At 50.0% G+C, this 19,071-nt stretch carries 18 protein-coding genes; 9 read left to right on the plus strand and 9 right to left on the minus strand.

Annotation, left to right across the window (positions count from 1 at the left end; all coding sequences use genetic code 11):
- Positions 1-59: 59 nt before the first annotated feature.
- From AS158_RS05565 to AS158_RS05585, 5 genes are all read left to right on the plus strand, one after another.
- Entirely contained in the window at positions 60-1,319 is a 1,260-nt protein-coding gene (locus AS158_RS05565) for an ABC transporter substrate-binding protein (protein WP_165304669.1), read from the plus strand.
- 123 nt (positions 1,320-1,442) lie between these two features.
- Entirely contained in the window at positions 1,443-2,759 is a 1,317-nt protein-coding gene (locus tag AS158_RS05570; RefSeq protein ID WP_038054521.1) for an NCS2 family permease, read from the plus strand.
- A 38-nt stretch (positions 2,760-2,797) separates the two neighbouring features.
- Entirely contained in the window at positions 2,798-3,538 is a 741-nt protein-coding gene (locus AS158_RS05575; RefSeq protein WP_038054524.1) for a basic amino acid ABC transporter substrate-binding protein, read from the plus strand.
- A 14-nt stretch (positions 3,539-3,552) separates the two neighbouring features.
- Positions 3,553-4,203 (plus strand): amino acid ABC transporter permease, encoded by a 651-nt coding sequence (locus AS158_RS05580; RefSeq protein ID WP_038054528.1) that lies wholly within the window; start codon positions 3,553-3,555, stop codon positions 4,201-4,203.
- Positions 4,200-4,928 carry an amino acid ABC transporter ATP-binding protein gene (locus AS158_RS05585; protein ID WP_165304670.1) on the plus strand — a complete coding sequence of 243 codons (729 nt, stop codon included), beginning with the start codon at positions 4,200-4,202 and terminating at the stop codon, positions 4,926-4,928. The genes AS158_RS05580 and AS158_RS05585 overlap by 4 nt, the downstream gene beginning before the upstream one ends.
- Here the strand turns inward: AS158_RS05585 and AS158_RS05590 are convergent.
- Genes AS158_RS05590 through AS158_RS05605 form a run of 4 tightly spaced genes read right to left on the minus strand, consistent with a single transcriptional unit; the run spans position 4,873 to position 8,517 of the window.
- A complete protein-coding gene (locus AS158_RS05590) occupies positions 4,873-6,546 on the minus strand; it encodes a penicillin-binding transpeptidase domain-containing protein (RefSeq protein WP_165304671.1) in 1,674 nt (557 codons plus the stop codon). The two genes, AS158_RS05585 and AS158_RS05590, sit on opposite strands and share 56 nt — an antisense overlap.
- Complete coding sequence (locus tag AS158_RS05595; protein WP_038054537.1) at positions 6,543-6,887, minus strand: hypothetical protein; 345 nt, start codon at positions 6,885-6,887, stop codon at positions 6,543-6,545. The genes AS158_RS05590 and AS158_RS05595 overlap by 4 nt, the downstream gene beginning before the upstream one ends.
- Positions 6,884-7,507, minus strand: a complete 624-nt coding sequence (locus tag AS158_RS05600) for a hypothetical protein (protein WP_165304672.1) — start codon at positions 7,505-7,507, stop codon at positions 6,884-6,886. The genes AS158_RS05595 and AS158_RS05600 overlap by 4 nt, the downstream gene beginning before the upstream one ends.
- Positions 7,507-8,517 carry a rod shape-determining protein gene (locus tag AS158_RS05605; RefSeq protein WP_038054543.1) on the minus strand — a complete coding sequence of 337 codons (1,011 nt, stop codon included), beginning with the start codon at positions 8,515-8,517 and terminating at the stop codon, positions 7,507-7,509. The genes AS158_RS05600 and AS158_RS05605 overlap by 1 nt, the downstream gene beginning before the upstream one ends.
- Before the next feature lie 81 nt (positions 8,518-8,598).
- Here AS158_RS05605 and AS158_RS05610 point away from each other — a divergent pair, with 81 nt between their 5' ends.
- Genes AS158_RS05610 through AS158_RS05625 form a run of 4 tightly spaced genes read left to right on the plus strand, consistent with a single transcriptional unit; the run spans position 8,599 to position 12,854 of the window.
- Complete coding sequence (locus AS158_RS05610; protein WP_165304673.1) at positions 8,599-10,236, plus strand: putative manganese-dependent inorganic diphosphatase; 1,638 nt, start codon at positions 8,599-8,601, stop codon at positions 10,234-10,236.
- Positions 10,233-11,138, plus strand: a complete 906-nt coding sequence (locus tag AS158_RS05615) for a DMT family transporter (RefSeq protein ID WP_165304674.1) — start codon at positions 10,233-10,235, stop codon at positions 11,136-11,138. Before AS158_RS05610 ends, AS158_RS05615 begins: the two co-directional genes overlap by 4 nt.
- Positions 11,068-12,147, plus strand: coding sequence for a Gfo/Idh/MocA family oxidoreductase (locus AS158_RS05620; protein ID WP_165304675.1), 1,080 nt, complete (start codon positions 11,068-11,070; stop codon positions 12,145-12,147). The genes AS158_RS05615 and AS158_RS05620 overlap by 71 nt, the downstream gene beginning before the upstream one ends.
- Complete coding sequence (locus AS158_RS05625; RefSeq protein WP_165304676.1) at positions 12,147-12,854, plus strand: rhomboid family intramembrane serine protease; 708 nt, start codon at positions 12,147-12,149, stop codon at positions 12,852-12,854. The genes AS158_RS05620 and AS158_RS05625 overlap by 1 nt, the downstream gene beginning before the upstream one ends.
- Here AS158_RS05625 and AS158_RS05630 read toward each other — a convergent pair.
- From AS158_RS05630 to tilS, 5 genes are read right to left on the minus strand one after another with little or no spacing between them, the layout of a single operon-like run.
- A complete protein-coding gene (locus AS158_RS05630) occupies positions 12,841-14,145 on the minus strand; it encodes a nucleotide sugar dehydrogenase (protein ID WP_165304677.1) in 1,305 nt (434 codons plus the stop codon). The genes AS158_RS05625 and AS158_RS05630 overlap by 14 nt on opposite strands.
- Positions 14,139-15,599, minus strand: coding sequence for a radical SAM protein (locus AS158_RS05635; protein WP_165304678.1), 1,461 nt, complete (start codon positions 15,597-15,599; stop codon positions 14,139-14,141). Before AS158_RS05635 ends, AS158_RS05630 begins: the two co-directional genes overlap by 7 nt.
- Positions 15,559-15,984 (minus strand): thioesterase family protein, encoded by a 426-nt coding sequence (locus AS158_RS05640; RefSeq protein WP_165304679.1) that lies wholly within the window; start codon positions 15,982-15,984, stop codon positions 15,559-15,561. Before AS158_RS05640 ends, AS158_RS05635 begins: the two co-directional genes overlap by 41 nt.
- On the minus strand, positions 15,981-17,813 hold the full coding sequence (gene ftsH / locus AS158_RS05645; RefSeq protein WP_165304680.1) for an ATP-dependent zinc metalloprotease FtsH: 1,833 nt from the start codon (positions 17,811-17,813) through the stop codon (positions 15,981-15,983). Before ftsH ends, AS158_RS05640 begins: the two co-directional genes overlap by 4 nt.
- Positions 17,800-19,023 (minus strand): tRNA lysidine(34) synthetase TilS, encoded by a 1,224-nt coding sequence (gene tilS, locus AS158_RS05650; RefSeq protein WP_241241260.1) that lies wholly within the window; start codon positions 19,021-19,023, stop codon positions 17,800-17,802. The genes ftsH and tilS overlap by 14 nt, the downstream gene beginning before the upstream one ends.
- Positions 19,024-19,071: the final 48 nt, after the last annotated feature.

Here is a 19,071-nt window from a genome sequence, read left to right on the forward strand (position 1 = left end):
CAAATTATAACCTATGCGGTATAATTCAAGGGGAAATCATTGAGAAAGGAGGGATTCCTGTGAAGAAATTTCTCGTTGCTCTCATGGTGGTTCTCAGTGTTTTTGCCCTCGCGAAGGTGAAAGTCACGTTCTGGCACGCCATGGGCGGGGGACACGGCAAAACTCTCCAAGAGATAGTGAACACCTTCAACGAACTTCACCCGGATATCGAGGTCGAAGCGGTCTACGTTGGAAACTACGGTGCACTCTCTCAGAAGCTCCTCGCAGCAGCGCAGGCAGGAGAACTTCCCACGATCGCACAGTCTTATTCCAACTGGACGGCAAAACTCATCCAGAGCGGTGTCGTGCAGCCTCTGAACGAGTTCGTGAACGATCCGAAGATAGGCCTCACGAAGGAAGAGTGGGAAGACATCTTCAAGCCTTTGAGAGACAACTGTATGTGGGGAGACACCGTCTACGCGGTCCCGTTCAACAAGAGTCTCTACATACTCTACTACAACGCGGACGCCTTTGCAATGTACGGTGTGGATGTGCCCAAAACGATCGATGAACTCTACGAGGCGGCTCGAATCATGACTGAAGACCTCGACGGAGATGGGAAGATCGACCAGTACGGTTTTGGCTTCAGGACGACCGTTGACTTCTTCCAGATACTCCTCACCCTCCGCGGTGGTTCCATCCTGAAACAGGTCGACGGAAAGTGGGTCTCAAACATCGACAGCCAGGAAACAAGAGAGGTCCTTGCCTTCGTGAAGAAGATGGTGGACGATGGTATCGCGTACTTCCAAGGTGGATACCTCAACGATATCTTCGGTCAGCAGAAGATCATGATGTACATCGACACAATAGCGGGAAGGCCCTACGTGGAAAGCTCCACAAAGGGTAAGTTCACCTGGAGCTGGGCGCCCGTTCCCACCTGGGTGACGAACAAGGTGCCGTTCGCCGGAACGGACATCATCATGTTCAACACGGCGAGTGAAGAGGAGAAGAAAGCAGCCTGGGAGTTCATGAAGTACCTCATCTCTCCTGAGGTGACCGCCTACTGGGCGATCAACACAGGGTACATACCTGTGAGAAGAAGCGCCCTCGAAACGTCGATCTGGAAGGAAGCGGCAAAATCCGATCCTCTGATCGAAATACCGTTGAAACAGATAGACAACGCCGTGTTCGATCCGCAGATCGGTGTATGGTACGAGATCAGAACGGTGGTTGGAAACATGTTCTCTGATTTCATCAACGGAAAGGTGGATATGGAAACGGCGATAAAGACGGCGGATCAGAAGATAAGGGAGTATCTAATGGAAGAGTACGGCGAATGAGCGGGAGGCTGTTCCTCCCGCTTTTCTTTTGTTTAAAACTCCTTTAAAGAAAACATGAGAAAATCAAAACAAAGTACGGGATCCAACGATCCCCTTAAATTTTTTATATCGGAGGTGAGCTGTGTGTTCCGTCTCAAAGAGAACGGGACGAACGTGAAAACGGAGATTTTCGCGGGTATCGCAACTTTCCTCACCATGGCCTACATAGTTTTTGTGAATCCTTCCATCCTCGTTCAGGCGGTCGGTGTGGACGCGAGCAGTCCCCTGTACCAACAGTTCTTCGGCGCCTTCATGGTCGCGACGATACTGGGATCCGCCACAGCCACTCTCGTCATGGCCTTCTTTGCGAACTATCCTTTCGCACTCGCACCCGGCATGGGATTGAACGCGTACTTCACCTACACCGTGTGTCTCGGCATGGGAATAGATTGGAAAGTAGCCCTCGCTGCCGTGTTCGTTGAAGGTCTGATCTTCATAGGACTGACACTCGTTGGATTCAGAAAGTTCGTCGCCGGGATCATACCCGAGTCCATAAAAGTGGCCATCTCTGCGGGTATTGGTTTCTTCATCGCGTTCATAGGGCTGAGGAGCGCGGGAATCGTCGTGTCCAATCCCGCCACTTCCGTTGCCCTCGGCGATCTCACGAATCCCGGTGTGCTCGTGACGGTCGTGGGGCTCCTCGTGATCGTGGCGTTCTACCACAGGAAGATCCCGGGAGCGGTGATGATAGGGATTCTCGTGGCCACACTCGTGGGTGCCATCCCCGGCATAGGAGTCACGAAGTACCAGGGAATCGTCGGTCCCGTTCCGGATATATCTCCGACGTTCATGAAGCTCGACTTTTCTGGATTTTTGAACCTTGACTTCTGGATCGTTGTTCTTACCTTCTTCTTCGTTGACTTCTTCGACACACTCGGTACCATCACAGGACTCGCTCAAAGTGCTGGTTTTGCGAAGAACGGAGAGCTTCCGAGGGCAAACAGGGCGTTCCTCGCAGATGCGATAGGAACCTCTGTAGGAGCGCTCTTCGGAACTTCGACGGTGACCACGTACATTGAAAGCGGTGCTGGAATTGCGGAAGGAGGAAGAACTGGACTCACGGCCCTCGTCGTTGCCCTCTGTATGCTCGCCATGCTCTTCTTCGCCCCTCTTGCCCAGACGGTTCCTGGATACGCGACCGCTCCCGCTCTGATCTTCGTTGGAGCGCTCATGATCGGAAACCTTGGAAGAGTGAAATGGGACGACATCACAGAAGCGCTCCCTGCGTTCATCACCGTCATAACTATGCCACTCACATACTCCATAGCCAACGGAATAGCACTCGGTATCATTTCCTATGCACTGGTGAAGTTCTTCTCTGGAAAATCAAAAGAAGTACACTGGTTCACCTGGATCCTTGCTCTTGCTTTCGCCCTGTGGCTGCTCTTCATAAAGCATTGATATGCAGAACTGTGTTATAATAAATCGGAGGTGATAATATGAAAAAATTACTCGTGGTTTCGATTCTTCTGGTTTCGATCGTGATCTTTTCTGGAGTCATCGACGAGATCAAGAGCAGAGGATATCTGCTCGTTGGACTCTCCGCGGATTTTCCTCCGTTCGAATTCGTTGATGAAAGCGGCAACATCGCGGGTTTCGACGTCGATCTTGCAAAGGAAATCGCGAGAAGACTCGGCGTCGAACTGAAGATCGTCGATATGACCTTCGACGGACTCATTCCGAGCCTGCTCACAAAGAAGATCGACGTGATCATCTCCGGTATGACGATCACAGAGGAGAGAAAGAAGGTCGTGGCCTTCTCCGATCCGTACTTCGACGCGGGACAAGTCATCGTGGTGAGAAAGGACAGCGACTTCCGACCGAAGACCTACGAAGACCTCATAGGGAAAACCGTGGCCGTTCAGATCGGTACCACCGGAGACATAGAGGTTTCAAAGTACGAAGGCATCAAGGTCGTCAGGTTCGATAAATTCACGGACGCGTTCCTCGAACTGAAGAGAAACCGAGCAGACGCGGTGGTGCTGGACTCTGCCACGGCAAGGGCCTTTGTGGCGAAGAATCCGGATCTTGTTATCTCGAGTGGGGTGCTCTCCAGCGAGCAGTACGGCATCGCCGTGAGGAAAGAGGACACGGATCTTCTCGAGTTCATCAACGGCGTGTTGAGAGAACTCAAAAAGAGCCCGTACGACGTGCTCATAGAAAAATGGTTCTCAGAGTGATGGAGGAATGAAGGATGCCAGAATGGTTGAGAGTGATTGTGGATAATCTGCCGCTCCTTCTGAAGGGTGCCCTGCGCACCCTTCAGCTCACTTCTCTGGCCGTCCTCATGGGACTAGCCATAGGGATCTTCGTCGGCATGGGAAGACTCTCGAAGTACCGGATCATTAGGTATCCGTCTTCTGTCTACGTGGAGTTTCTCAGGGGAACACCCCTGATGGTCCAGCTGTTTCTCGTGTACTTTGGACTTCCCGAGCTGGGACTCGAGTTCGACAGGTTCACAGCCGCTGTCGTTGCGCTCGGAATAAACAGCGGTGCGTACGTCGCCGAGATCGTGAGGGCGGGGATACAATCCGTTCCAAAAGGACAGTACGAGGCGGCGAGATCTCTCGGTATGTCACACGCACAGGCGATGATCTATGTGATCCTTCCCCAGGCCTTCAGGCACATACTTCCGGCCCTCGGAAACGAGTTCATCGCCCTCGCAAAGGACAGTTCCCTCGCCATGGTGATAGGAACCGTGGAACTCATGAGAAGCGCTCAATACATCGTGAGCAGAACCTTTATGAGCTTTCCCATATACGGCGGTGTGGCGCTGATCTACTTCGCCATCACCTTCTCCGTTTCCAGACTGGTGAAGTTCGTGGAAGGAAGGTTGAAAGTATGACCGTTTTAAAAGTCGAAGGTCTTCACAAGTACTTCGGAAAACTCTACGTGCTCAAGGGAATAGATCTCGAGGTGAAAAAGGGTGAAGTGATCTCCATCATCGGCCCGAGCGGCAGCGGAAAGAGCACCCTTCTTCGCTGTATAAACCTGCTCGAGGAGTATCAACAGGGGAAGATCTATTTCAAAGGTGAACTCATCACCCACAGGAACATAAACAGGATAAGGAGTTCCATAGGTATGGTCTTTCAGCAGTTCAACCTGTTTCCGCACCTTTCCGTCCTGAACAACCTCATACTCGCTCCGATGAAGGTGAAGAACATGCCGAAAGATGAAGCTGTAGAAAAAGCGAGAAAGCTCCTGGAAAGGGTGGGTCTCATCGAAAAGATAAACGAAAAGCCCGGAAACCTCTCCGGTGGACAGCAACAGAGGGTGGCCATAGCGAGGGCCCTCATGATGGACCCGGAGCTCATGCTCTTCGACGAACCCACCTCCGCTCTCGATCCTGAGCTCGTGAAAGAGGTGCTCGACGTCATAAAGGACCTGGCCCAATCGGGTATGACCATGCTGATCGTGACACACGAAATGAGGTTCGCCCATGACGTCTCCGACAGGGTGGTTTTCATGGACAATGGAAAAATCGTTGAGATGGGGCCTCCCGAGAAGATTTTCTCTAATCCCGAGAACGAGAGGACGCGGGAGTTTCTTGAGCACTTTCTTTCAGTTTGAAGTATTCTTCCAGAACCTCTCTTGCTATCTGGGCCGCTACACCGGAACCGTATCCCCCGTGCTCTACCATAGTCACGATCGCAACTTCCGGATTTTCCGCGGGAGCAAAACCTATGAACCACGAGTGAGGAGCACCACTCCCGGTCTCTGCGGTACCCGTTTTCCCAGCCACTCTGTACGGAAAGTCTCCGAACACGTGGTACGCAGTTCCGGGGTCTTCCTTTTCGTTTCCTTTGAAGGACGTCACGTCGACCATGGCATCCTTGATAAAGGTCCATATCTTCTCATCGATCTGAACTTGCGTTTCTATCTCCGGTTTCACCGCTTTCGATCCGATTTTTTTCACCACGTGTGGTCTGTAGAATATTCCTTCGTTCGCCACAAGTGAAACAAGCTTCAAAAGCTCCATAGGAGTCGCTGTGAGATACCCTTGTCCAATGGACATCAGGATGGTATCACCAGGATACCAGGGTTCTCCTATCTTGGACATCTTCCACTCGGGGGTTGGAAGTGTGCCGTTCTTCTCGCCTGGAAGGTCTATTCCTGTCTTTTCGAAGATACCTAGCTTCTTCGCAACTTCGACCATTTTGTCCACACCGATCTTCAGTCCCAGCTGATAGAAGTAGACGTTGCAGGAGACCCTGATCGCCTTTCTAAGATCGGTGAGGCCGTGACCTTCCTCTTTCCAGTCCTTGTATCTTGCCACCACTTCTCCCTTGCTGTTTCTGTAATCGAACACTCCACGGCAGTTGATCTTCTCTTCTGGATCGACTCCGTTCAGCAAAGCAGCTATGGCCCAAAGGACCTTTATGGAAGATCCCGGGCTGTACGCGGACGATATCGCTCTGTTGACCAGAGGAGAAGGTGAATTTCTGGCGAGCCTTTCCCACTCTCTTTTTGTGAAGCCCTCGTAAAAATCCTGGGGATTGTATCCTGGAAACGATGCGAGAACGAGGATTTCTCCTGTTCTGACATCAGAGAGGATCACAGAGCCCGGATTTCCAGTTTTTTCAAGAGATTCTTCGGCGACTTTCTGTATCCTGGAATCGATCGTGAGTGTTACGTCTTCGCCGGGTTTCGGAGGACTTCGAAGGACTTCGGAAGATATCGCGCCAGACGGCTCCACGAAGACCATCTTCATGCCGTCCGTTCCCGTCAGCAATTCGTCGTACACACTCTCCACACCGTACACTCCCGTCCTGTCGGCGTTCACGTAGCCAACCACATGTGGTGCGAGTGGTTCGTACTTTCTCCTGTAATCCATGACAACTCGCACCCCAGCCTTCGAAAGCACATCCGCTCTCGCTTTGTCGATGACTATGGATTCGCCTTTGACGAGTGAAAGAATCTCCTCGGAAGTGAAGAGCTCTGTCTTTTTCAATTCATCTATGCTGTTCAGCCACGGATCGAGAACGTACACCACTTCATCCTTCGCAAGTACTTTTCCATCACTGGAGATGATCCTTCCCCGTGGAGCTGGGATCTTCACGAGCCTTGTCTGGAGAAGGTCTATGTATTTTTTGTGTTTCTCGTGTTCGAGGATCTGCACCTGAAAGGCTTTCATGATGATCAAAACAAACGATAGGGCCATCAGGATCAGAATCAACCTGTTCTTCACCGCTTAGATCCTCCCAGAATGAACACAATGCCAGCAGTGGTGGAGAGCAAAATCGGCAGTATCTGGATCTCACCGACAAGACAGCCGACGGCCACGAGAACAACAGCGGGGAGCATCACCGAAGAGAAATGTTCTCTCAGGGCGTCAAAGATCAAAAATACGATCAAAACAAAGATATACCAGTATCCTGGAAGCGCAAAGAGCCTGATCAAAAGCACAAGAAACAAAAGGGGAATGTTTCTCCTGTAGAAGGCAAGCCCCAGAAAGGCGGGAAAGAAACTCAAAACGTCCTGAAAGACGTAGTCCCAGAAGACGCTGAGAAAGGCAAGAGCGTAAATCATTCTACCACCCCGATGACGATCACCCTGTCCGGAATGTCCCGTGTCACGTTCAACAGAAAGTACTCCTCACCCCGTCCCGCCACGGTTCCTATGAACAGGTACTCTTTGAAGGCCACGTTCCATTTTTCGCTTTCGAAGTACACCTTCCAGCCCGTCACATCAATATCTTCAATGATGGAAAGTCTGGGAACGTGTCCCCCCTTGACAACCCCCACAACAGACTCGCGATCGTTTACCACCCTCACCTTCTCCACGAATTCGTCAGAAAACACCCTCATAACCTTTGAAATAGGGCCTTTTTCCACAACTATCCCAAGGAACCTCTTCTCCAGCGGGTCAAGAACAATGGCACCTTCTTTCGCTTCACCCAGAATGTAGAAATAATCCTCTCCTTCTCCGGTCACGAAGAAGAGGTTTCCCACAGTACTGTATCCCAGATAAACATCACCCGGATAAACTCTGTTTTGAAGCCTCAAAATCACCTCCTGAGCTGTGGCTCTCAGCTTCAGGAAGGGAAAAGTTATTCTGTAAAAAAGGGGCTGTAATTTTTCAGACACGTTGAAAGTCTCGTTCAGAAAGAAAACGGTGAGGAAGAGAAGAAAAAGAATCAGTCTTTTCATCACCCAGCACCCTGAAGTTTTTTTAGAATATTCACTTTATCCAGAACCATTCCTGCCCCTTTGGCTACAGCGGTGAGTGGTTCTTCGGCCCTGATGACACTGATTCCCGTTTCCTTCTGAAGCAGAGTGTCGAGTCCCCTCAGGAGAGATCCTCCACCGGTGAGAAAGATTCCGCGCTCTATGATGTCGGAAACGAGCTCTGGAGGAGTTTTTTCCAGAGTGGTTCTCACACTCTCCACTATAGCCACCACCACACTTCTGAGAGCTTCCCTCACCTCTCCTCCTTTCAGAGTAAGTTTCCTGGGCAGTCCGGTGGAAAGGTCTATCCCGGAAACCGTTGTTTCGAGCTCGTCGTTTTCTTTGGAAGGAAAGACGTTTCCTATCTCTATTTTCACCCGTTCGGCCGTTCTCTCACCGATCGCCACCCGGTAGGTCTCTCTCACGTACTGAACTATGGCTTCGTCCATCTCGTCTCCCGCGATACGTATCGATTCCCATGTGACAATACTTCCAAGTGAGATGACAGCGACCTCCGTTGTTCCTCCACCGATGTCCACCACCATGTTCCCGGAAGGTTCTTCAACGTTGAGATTTGAACCTATCGCAGCCGCCATGGGCTCTTCTATGAGAAAGACCTTACTGGCACCCGCCTCGAGACCTGCGTCGAGAATGGCCCTTCTCTCAACATCCGTTATTCCTATGGGAACTCCTATAACCACACGGGGTTTGAACAGGTTCACGCCGCCCTTGGCTTTGTTTATGAAATATCTGAGCATGACAAGAGCCACGGTGTAATCTGCTATTACACCATCCTTCATGGGTCTTATGGCCTTGATCGTGGCGGGGGTTTTTCCTATCATGTTCTTCGCCTCGAGACCGACTTTCAGTATCTCACCTGTGCTCGAATCTATCGCTATCACAGAAGGCTCGTTCACCACGATGCCTTTCCCTCTGAGAAAAACGAGCGTGTTCGCCGTACCGAGATCTATTCCTATGTCTTTTCTCAACACCGTATTCCTCCTCCCATGGTCACGTTCTCGATAAGGATTATATCATCTGATAGAATCTTTTTAGTAGTGGAGGTGAAAGCATTGGAAAGAGTGTACGTGATAGGCCACAAAAACCCGGATACCGATAGCGTGTGCTCTGCAATAGGGTACGCACACTTCAAAAACAATGTGGAAAAGGGAAAAACATTCATTCCAGCTCGGAGCGGCGATCTCACGAACGAGTCCCTCTTCGTGCTCAAATATTTCGGAATGAATCCACCCCTCCTCATTGAAACGCTCGAACCTACCGTTGAAGATCTCGAGCTGAAAAATCCCATTTTCGTCCCTCCGGACACTTCCGTCTACGACGTGGCCATGCTCATGGAAAGCAAAGGAATAAAGAACGTCCCGGTGGTTTCAGAAGAGAAAATGATAGGGGTGGTCACCGAGAGTAACCTCGCCAGGGTTTATGTGAGGAGGTTGAAAATCGAACCACTGGTTATTCATCCTGTTCCATTCGATCAGCTCGTCAGGGTGTTGAAAGCAGAGGTCGTGTGTGACCACATGAAAGAAAAAATCGTGGCTGGAAAGGTTCACATAGCGGTGGATGCTCTCCACGTGCTCCTGGGAAAGATAGAGATAGGTGACGTGGTGATCGTGGGAGACAACGAACCGGCCCAGATCGCTCTTCTGGAAAAAGGAGCGAAGCTCATGATAGTTGTGAACAACGCTCCAGTATCAAACAGGGTGCTTGAAATAGCAAAGGAAAAGAACGCTGCCATTGTGAGAGTAAAATTCGACGCGTTCGGCGCCGCAAAGCTCATAAACCTCTCACTCCCCGTGACCCTCGTGATGAGCAAGAAATTCCCCACGGTGACGAAGAAGGACACACTCGAAGAAGTAAAAGAGATCGTCTTCACCTCGAAGATAAGAGCAGCGTTCGTAGAAGACGAGAAAGGGCGGCTTTGTGGTGTTATAACTAGGACGGACCTGCTCAAAGATGTGAGGAAAAAGGTGATCCTTGTGGATCACAACGAGATCACCCAGGCACCGGAAGGAGTCGAGAAAGCGGAAATCCTCGAGATCATAGACCATCACAGGCTCGGTGGACTGAGCACTCTGAATCCCGTTTTCTTCTACAACGAACCTGTCGGAAGCACCTCAACAATCGTGGCAGAGTTCTTCTTGAAAAACGGTGTGAAGATGGAAAGGGAGATAGCCGGAATTCTGCTTTCAGGCATAGTCTCCGATACGCTCTTCTTCAAACTTTCCACGACTACAGAGAAAGACAAGAAGATGGCGAATTTCTTAGCTGACGTTGCCAAGCTCGATCTGGAAAAATTCGCGAAGAAATTACTGAAAGAAGGGATGAAAATACCGGAAGACGTCGACCCTGTTGAACTCTTGAAACGCGATGTGAAAGTTTACGAGATAGGCGAAGAATCCTTCGCCGTTTCTCAGATAATGACGTCGGACTTTTCAACACTTTTGAAAGAAAAGGAACGTTTCATGAACACACTGAAGACCCTCAAGGGAGAATTCGGTGTTAATCACTTCTTTGTGCTCTTCACGAATCCAGTGGAAGAAACAAGCCTTGTTATGGTGGAGGGAGATCAAAAACTCGTGGAAAAAGCCTTCAACGTGGAAAGAAAAGACGACCTCTTTCTTTTGAAGGGGGTTATGTCCAGAAAGAAGGACTTCGTTCCCAAGATCGGTGAGGTGCTGAGAAGGGAGAGATGATTTTGGAAAGGTTCTTCGCGTGGCTCGTGGTGGTGTTCTGGGGGATCTCTTTTCTTGCCACCAAAGTGGTAGTTCAGGTTCTGGATCCGTTCTTTGCGGGTTTTCTGAGATTCATCTTCGCTTTCTTTTTTCTTTTTTTCGTATCCGGTGGAAGACCAAAGCTTTTCAATAGAAATATCGTAATGGCTGGCTTTTGGGGAGTGTTCAGCTACTTCGCGTTCGAGAATTCCGCCCTCATGTTCACAGAGCCCACCAACGCAGCGATCATAGTGTCTTCAGCTCCTGTATTCTTTCTCCTTTTCTCGCATCTCGTTCAGAAAAAGAAAACCACTCCGAAGATGTACCTGGGTGTGATCCTGTCCTTTCTCGGGGTGGCCCTCGTCGTTTTGAACGGCAGGTTCGTTCTGAAACTGAATCCCCTCGGAGACCTTCTCGCCTTCGGCGCGGCTCTGTCGTGGGTCTTTTACACTCACCACATAGAAAGTCTCGGGAGTCTCTCCTTCAGGGAAAACGCGGGGATCATGTTCTGGGGCGTTGTGTTCTTCCTTCCTTTCTCAGCCGGAAAGTTCCAGCAGATAAGCGAGATGAGCCCTCTTGTCGTGATTTCGCTTCTCTATCTGGGACTCGTCTGCTCGGGTCTTGCCTACTTTCTCTGGAACAGAGCCATAGAGAGACTGGGAAGCAGAACGACAACGAACATGATATACTACATACCAGTTGTAACGGCTGTGGCGGAACACCTGCTGAAACTGAAACTTCCCTCCGTTCTTCTTGTGGGAGGAGTTGTGCTTGTGGTGATTGGTCTTTTGATCTTCGAAAGGGAGGTTCATTATGAAACTGAGGATAGCACTCGTGGGATGCGGAAGGATCGGGCAGAGGAAACACGTTCCAGCGCTGATTGAAACACGTGATTTGTTCGAAACGGTGGCGGTGTGTGATCTCGTGGAAGAAAGGGCAAACCGCGCCGCCGAACAGTTCGAAAAGTCGGGCTTGAGAAGACCCGAGACAATGACGAACTACAAAGAGCTCCTCAAAAGAGAAGACGTAGACGTGATCTCCATAGCCACCGAGAGCGGAAAACACTACCAGATCACCATGGAGGCGCTCGAAACCGGAAAACACGTCCTTGTGGAAAAACCCATGGCACTTTCGACGAAGCACATGAACGAGATGATAGAACTCTCGAAACGAAAGAATCTAAAACTCGGTGTTTTCTTCCAGAACAGATTCAATCCACCTGTTCAGGAAGTGAGGAAAAAACTCGATTCGGGGGCGTTTGGAAAGATCTTCTACGCGTCTGTCGCCGTGAGGTGGAACAGAAACGAGGATTACTACAAACAGGCGAGCTGGAGAGGTACCTGGGAGATGGACGGCGGGGTCCTGATGAACCAGTCCACGCACGCCATAGATCTTCTTCAGTGGTTCCTCGGAGGAGAGATAGAGGAGATCTACGGGCACATAGCGAACACGAATCACCCGTACATAGAGGCGGAAGATGAAGGCTTCGCCATTGTGAAGTTCAAAGGCGGGAAGACGGGCCTGATAGAAGCAACGAGCAACGTGTTTCCGAGAAACCTAGAAGAGACACTCGCTATCTTCGGTGAGAAAGGAACGGTGGTCATCGGTGGACTCGCCGTCAACAGGATCCTCACCTGGAGGTTCGAGGGGGAAGAGGGTCATCCGTTCATGAATCTACCGGATCCGGACACGGTGTACGGAGACAGTCACAAGTACGTGTACAGAGATTTTTACGAGGCCGTGACGAACGACAGGAAGCCTTACATCTCCGGAGAAGATGGCAAAAAGGCAGTGGAGATAGTCCTTGGAATATACAGGTCTTTCCTGGAAGGAAAACCGGTGAAGTATCCCTTCGACTTCTCCACAGAAGAGATGAAAGGAGTAAAGCTTTGATGAGAAAAAAAGCTGTTTATTTCATTCTACTCTTCAACGCGTTCGTATTCGTGATGATGACTTTCTCTGGTGTTTTCTCAAACAGGGATCCTATCCTTCAGATGCTTCTTCTGTTGAGATACGGGGCCCAGTACGGTCCCAGAGTCGATGCGGGAGACTGGTTCAGGTTGATCACCGCCCTGTTCGTTCACGGGGGAATACTCCACATACTGTTCAATTCCTACGCACTTTACTACTTTGGCCTGATCGTGGAGGATATATACGGAACGGAGAAGTTCCTGATCGGCTACTTTTTCACCGGAATCGTGGGTAATCTGGCGACGCACGTGTTCTACCACGACACGATCTCCGTTGGGGCGAGTGGTGCGATCTTTGGCCTCATCGGAATACTCTTCGCGGCGGGTTTTCGAAAAGACACTCCCTTCTTCATGAAACCGGTGACCGGCGTGTCGCTTCTTCCCATCATTCTGATCAACGTCGTGTACGGATTCCTCCCGGGCACGAACATCAACAACGCGGCTCACCTTGGCGGTTTCCTGTCTGGAATGCTTCTTGGATACACAATGAAACCCTTCTCGTGGAAAAGGAGGACCCTCTGGAGGGTCCTCACGATAATCGTCGTTTCGCTCGTCGTTCTCTCTTACGTCTTCCTGATAAGACAGATCCCGGAGATCGACGAAGCGATCAGAAGGTTCAAAGCAGGATGATCTTGTCTCTGTTTTCCTTCACGTCTTTTGTGATGTTCTTGGTGTCGAATACCACGGGCGCGTTCTTCACCACGAAGTCGTAATCCACTCCGTTCTTGTGGGCGGTCGTGATCACCACGATGTCCACGCCCTTCAGGTATTCTTCCGTGAGCTCGACCCGTTTGTGAATTCTGTCTCCTCTCTTCACTTCCGGAACGTAAGGATCGAAGAATTCGACTATCGCTTTCTTCTTTTCGAGACGGTCCCAGACCTTCAGTGCGGGTGACTCCCTTGTGTCGTCTATGTCACCCTTGTACGCAACTCCAAGAAGGAGCACGCGCGAGCCGTTCAACGGCTTCTTTCTCTCGTTCAGAATATCCTGAACCCTCATCACCACGTACTCAGGCATGAAGTCGTTTATCTCACCGGCCATCTCCACAAGATCGAGCCTCACGTCGTACTCTTTGGCTTTGTAAGCGAGGTAGAAGGGATCTATTGGAATGCAGTGTCCCCCCGCACCGGGCCCGGGGTAGAAAGGCATGAATCCAAATGGTTTTGTAGCGGCTGCGTCTATCACTTCCCAGATGTTGATTCCCATTCTTCGCGCGACGATGGCCACTTCGTTTATGAGGGAGATGTTGACCAGCCTGAAGGTGTTCTCGAGCACCTTCGCCATTTCCGCTGCTCTCGGTGAAGAGACGGTGTGAACGGGTGCCTCGAGTACGTTTTCATAGAGGATCTTCGCGAGCTCCGTGCATTTTTCCGTTACACCACCGACCACCTTCGGTGTGTTCTTCGTTTTGTAAATTTTGTTTCCGGGATCCACCCTTTCAGGACTGAAGGCGAGATAGAAATCTTTCCCGACTTTCAGCCCGGTGGATTCCAGTATGGGCAAGACGACTTCTTCGGTGGTTCCCGGGTAGGTGGTGCTCTCCAGAACGACCAGCATTTCTCTGTGGAGGTACCTTGCGATCTCTTTTGTGGTGTTTATGACGTAGGTGAGGTCGGGCTCCTTGTACTTCCCGAGGGGCGTTGGAACACATATCGTGACAACATCGCAGTTCTTCATCTCGGAAAAATCCGTGGTGGCTCTGATCATGCCCTTTTCCACGAGTTCTTTGAGGTCCTCATCGACCACGTCTCCTATGTAGTTCTCCCCACGGTTCACCATGTCGACCCTCTTCTTCTGTATGTCGAATCCAAGCACTCTGTACCCCGCTTTTGCCTTTTCAACGGCGAGCGGGAGACCCACGTACCCAAGCCCGATCACACCGAGAAGAGCCGTTTTGTTCAGAAGCTTCTCCTTCAACACAGTCTTTTCCTCCCTTCTTCGTAAATCAACTTACCAAGTGACTTTTTATCTGATTTTTCAAAGAATCTCAGCCAGCTTTCTATCTCTTCCTTTCTGGCGTGTGCGATCGTGTACTGAATCACAGATTCTCTGATGCTCTCAAAGTCGACTCTGAAGTTCTTGAGCAGGTTCTTCAGAATTTTTTCTTTTTCTCTCAGAACATCGACCGGTTCCATTTTTCTTTTTTCGAATTCCGTTCCCGGCTTTGGAATGAGTGGATTGAAACTCATGTGGACCTCTCTGTACCCGAGCCGAACCGCGAGATCTCCGAGTTTCTTGAAGGCTTCAAGATCGTCCTCCGTCTCTTCTTCGAGTCCGTAGATGAAGTACATCTTCACCCTGTCGAACCCCAGTTCCTTTGCCAGTTTCAGGGCGTCCTCTATCTGTCCATCGGTGATGTCCTTTTGCAGAATATCCCTGATTCGCTGCGATCCCGCCTCTGGAGCGATCGTGAAAGATCTCTGACCGGAGTCTTTGAGAACCCTGAGCAATCTTCCCGAAAGACGGTCGAGTCTCAGGGAAGAAACCGAGATCTTCAGTTGATATTTCTCCACTGTATCGAGGAGATCCTCGAGCCAGGGGTAATCGGTTATGGTGGCGCTTATGAGACCGTACTCACTGTACGGGGTGTTTTTCACCAGCTCTTCGAATCTTTCAGGTTTCACGAACCTTGCTGGCTTCAGATTCTTTCCAAATATGCAGAAAGCACAGCGCCTTATACATCCCCTTCCCACCTCGACCAGAAGTTTTCCAGGGAAAACTCCCCGCGATGGAACAACGCTGGAGTGAGGCAAAAAATCGTTCAGATCAACTCCTGTTGCTATTTCGCTGTGTTCTTTCAGAGAGGGAACCTCCACAGCGGGAATCCTGGAAAGAGAACTCAAGATTTCCTGCTTCGTTTCTCCTGTGAGGGCTTCCGTGAACAGATCCAGGTATTTTTCCAGCTCACCGTAGTAGACGGCATCCGCCACCGGAATGAGGAATTCCTCGTTCAAATAGGTGACCGCCCCGCCAATTATTATGAGAGGGTGATAATCTTCTCTTTCTTTCCAGGAAAGAGGAACGTCTTTTTTCTTCAGAATATCGAGGAGGTTTGAAAAGTCGTTTTCGAAGCTCACGGAGAAAAGCCATATGTAGAACTCATCTATCGGAGTTTGCGTTTCGAGAGAGTAGAACTTCTTGAAAGCCTCGTCGTAGAAGAATCTCTCACACCTGATCCTTGGATGGGAGTTGAGGAGTTTCTGGATGTAGTGGAAAGCGAGTCCAGAGGTCGCTACTTCGTAGCTGGAGGGAACAACAAGGGCGACTCGAATGTCGCCCTTTGTCTCTGTTTCCTCAATTTGTCTCTCACTTTCTCTGAATTTCAACACTTTCTCATATTCCAAAAAATCTTGTGGTCTTCTCGGTCTTCTCAAGGACTAACCTCCTGAGCTTTTCCCTGGGAATTATCGCTCTGACGAATTCGGCCTCCAGTATCTTTTCGTCACCGCTCATCACAATTCCTCTGAATTTCACCCTGTTTCCGACAACTCCTATCACCCTTACACCGACAGCGACTCTCGTTCCCGTTGGAACGGCCTTCACATGTCTTGCCAGACTCTCCACAACAACCGCCGTGTAATCGTCGGGAAGATACCTGCTCAACAGCTCGTACGACACCTTGTGAACCACACCTATCAGGGCTGAAGTTGCAACAAGGTGGAGATCGAGCATCTCGACATCTTCGTTCCACACCATAGTTTCGTCGAGAGCCACGTCTTCTGTGATCCTTTTCCCCTCAAGGAAATCAAAATCCATCATTCCACCACCTTTTCAAACTCTTCCGACAGAATGCTCCTCAACTCGTCTCCCTCTATCGTTTCTTTCTCCAGTAGTATTTCTACGATGCTGTCCAGTTGCTTTCTGTATTTCCTTATTATCTCTTTCGCCCTTTCGTAGCAATTCGTCACTATTTTTTTCACTTCTTCGTCGATTTTGTTTGCCACCTCTTCGCTGTAATTTCTGAGTCGGGTGATCTCTTTTCCAAGGAAGACTTCCTGCTCTTCCTTTCCCCAGGCGAGAGGTCCAAGCTCCTCGCTCATTCCCAGCTGACACACCATGTTCCTCGCGATTTCCGTGGCCCTCTCTATGTCGTTGGCTGCTCCACTCGTCACATCGCCAAAGACCACCTCTTCCGCTGCCCTGCCTCCAAGCAACGCCGTGAGTTTGTCGAGAAGTTCACTCTTCGTGACAAGGTACTTATCCTCCTCAGGGAGATGAAGTGTGTATCCGAGTGCTCTGTATCCCCTGGGGATTATGGAAATTCTGTGGACTGGCTCTCCGTTTGGAACCACGGTGGATACCACGGCGTGTCCCGCTTCGTGATACGCTATGATACGCTTTTCCTTCGGGCTGATCAGCTTCGACTTTCTTGCAGGACCGGCTATCACCCTGTCTATGGCTTCCTCGAAATCCTTCATTGTTATCTTGTCTCTACCCTCTCTCGCTGCGAGAAGGGCCGCTTCGTTGACGAGATTCTCCAGATCCGCTCCGACGAAACCAGGCGTTCTCTTTGCTATGATCTCCAGGTTCACATCTTCCGCGAGTGGCTTGTTTCTTGTGTGGATCTCAAGGATCTTCTTTCTTCCGAGCATGTCCGGTGGATCGACCACGATCTTCTTGTCGAACCTTCCGGGTCTCAAAAGAGCTGGGTCCAGTATATCGGGTCTGTTCGTGGCAGCCATGACTATGATACCCTCTTTTGAATCGAATCCATCCATCTCCACGAGGAGCTGGTTCAGGGTCTGTTCCCTCTCATCGTGTCCTCCTCCGAGCCCCGCTCCTCTGTGTCTTCCCACAGCATCGATCTCATCGATGAAGACGATACAGGGAGCGTGAGCCTTCGCTTGGGCGAAGAGATCCCTCACCCTCGCGGCACCGACTCCCACGAAGAGTTCCACAAAGTCAGAACCGCTGATGTGGAAGAATGGAACGTTCGCTTCACCCGCGACTGCCCTCGCAAGGAGCGTTTTACCGGTACCCGGAGGCCCTACAAGGAGAATACCCTTGGGCATTCTTGCACCGATTCGGTTGAATTTGGAAGGATCTTTCAGAAACTCAACTACCTCTCTGAGTTCCTCTATAGCTTCTTCCGCTCCTCCAACGTCCCTGAAAGTGATTCTCTTGTTCCCAGAGGGTTTGTACATCGTTGCCCTGCTCTTTGTGAACGTGAACGCCTGGTTGTTCCTTCCGGAGAGGCTCCTCATGATGAAGAGCCACACGACTATGAAGAGTATCGTCGGTATGAGGGTGCCGAGGACGTTTATCCAGAAAGAACTGCTTCCGCTTCTCTCTCCCGAGACTTTTATTCCCTTCGAGACCAGTTTTTCTATGAGTTGCGAATCGTTCACGACCCACGGGGCGTCCACTTCGTAAACTCTGCCGTCTTTGGTGTAAACTCTCAGCACCCCGTCGTCTCTGATCACAACTTCTGAAACCACGCTTTTTTCGTCCTCGACCATTTGAGCAAAACTCGTGTAACTCAGTTTGGACACAGGTGAGCTTTCGACGTAGAAAAATCTGGCGAGCCAGAAGAGTGTTACTATTATGAGAATCGTGAACAGTAGATTCCAGATGTTAGACCTGTTCAAAATACGTACCTCCTTTCACATAACCGACAGGGTATTCCAGGAGTTCCACAACCACATCTTCTGGCAAAAAGTCTGATCGGGCGATTCCCGGGACCCAGAGAATCCGATCTCTTTCATCGACGAGGAGAGGAACCCTGTCTCTGTAGAAAGTTGGGACTTTCTTCTCGATGAAAACATCTTTCAATTTTCTCTCTCTGCCGTTGACTATTATTCTATCACCTTCTTTTCTGTTTCTGACCCAAAATTTCATAGTGTCTCTGTTCTTCACCACTCTTATTTTAAACCCTTCTATCTCCAGCGATTCATCTTTCACCTCAACCCGGTATTTTTTCCTGAAAACGGTCTTCCCTACGGCCGTATAACCGAAAGATCGCTCGACGAAAGTCCCGCTCCAGAGATCCACTCTCTTCGATTTCAAAGTTTCGATCAGCTTTTCATATTCCGGAATTCTTCCGTACATCTCTTTCAACACCCATCTTGTGACTTCGAGGAAGAGAAAAGGATCTTCCGGTTCATTGAATACAGCGTAATCTTCGTAGAAACAGACATTTTTTTCGACAAAATCCTGCACGGTTCTTTCAACGAAATTTCTCAGCAAATGGGTGACAGAAACCAGTCTATAGACAGCATCCTCCACGGTGGGGTTCAATTCTTTCATGAGGGGAATTATTCTGTGCCTGATGAAGTTTCTCGTGTATTTGACATCGTAGTTGGTTTCGTCAACGACGTATGGAACACCGTTCTTCCTGGCGTACTCTTCTATTTCAGACCTCTTGAAGACAAGAAGAGGTCTGATGAACTCTTCTCTTTTTGGAGAAATGCAGGCAAGACCGAGAGGGCCTGTTCCTCTTACCAGCCTGTGGACGACCGTTTCCAGAAGATCGTTCTTGTGATGTGCGAGGGCGATCTTCGTGGCACCGACTTTCTCTGCTGTTTTCTTCAGAAAATCATATCTTATCTCTCTTGCGATCTCTTCCAGTGTCTTACCCGAATCTCTCCAGAGGGAAGGAACATCCACCTCTGCTATTTCTACAGGAACGTTCCACTGGCGACAGATCTTTTCCACAAACTCCCTGTCCCTTTTGGAAGACTCTCTTATCCTGTGATCGAGGTGAGCCGCTGTGACCGTTATTTTCAAAGGGAGGGAGAATTTTTTCAGAACGTACAGGAGGGTCATCGAATCTATTCCGCCGGAGACTGCTACCAACACGTGTTCTCCTTCTTCAAGCAGCTTTTCTTCCTTCAAAAAATTCAGAAA

The organism is Thermotoga sp. 38H-to, assembly GCF_011057665.1.
Taxonomy (GTDB): Bacteria; Thermotogota; Thermotogae; order Thermotogales; family Thermotogaceae; genus Thermotoga.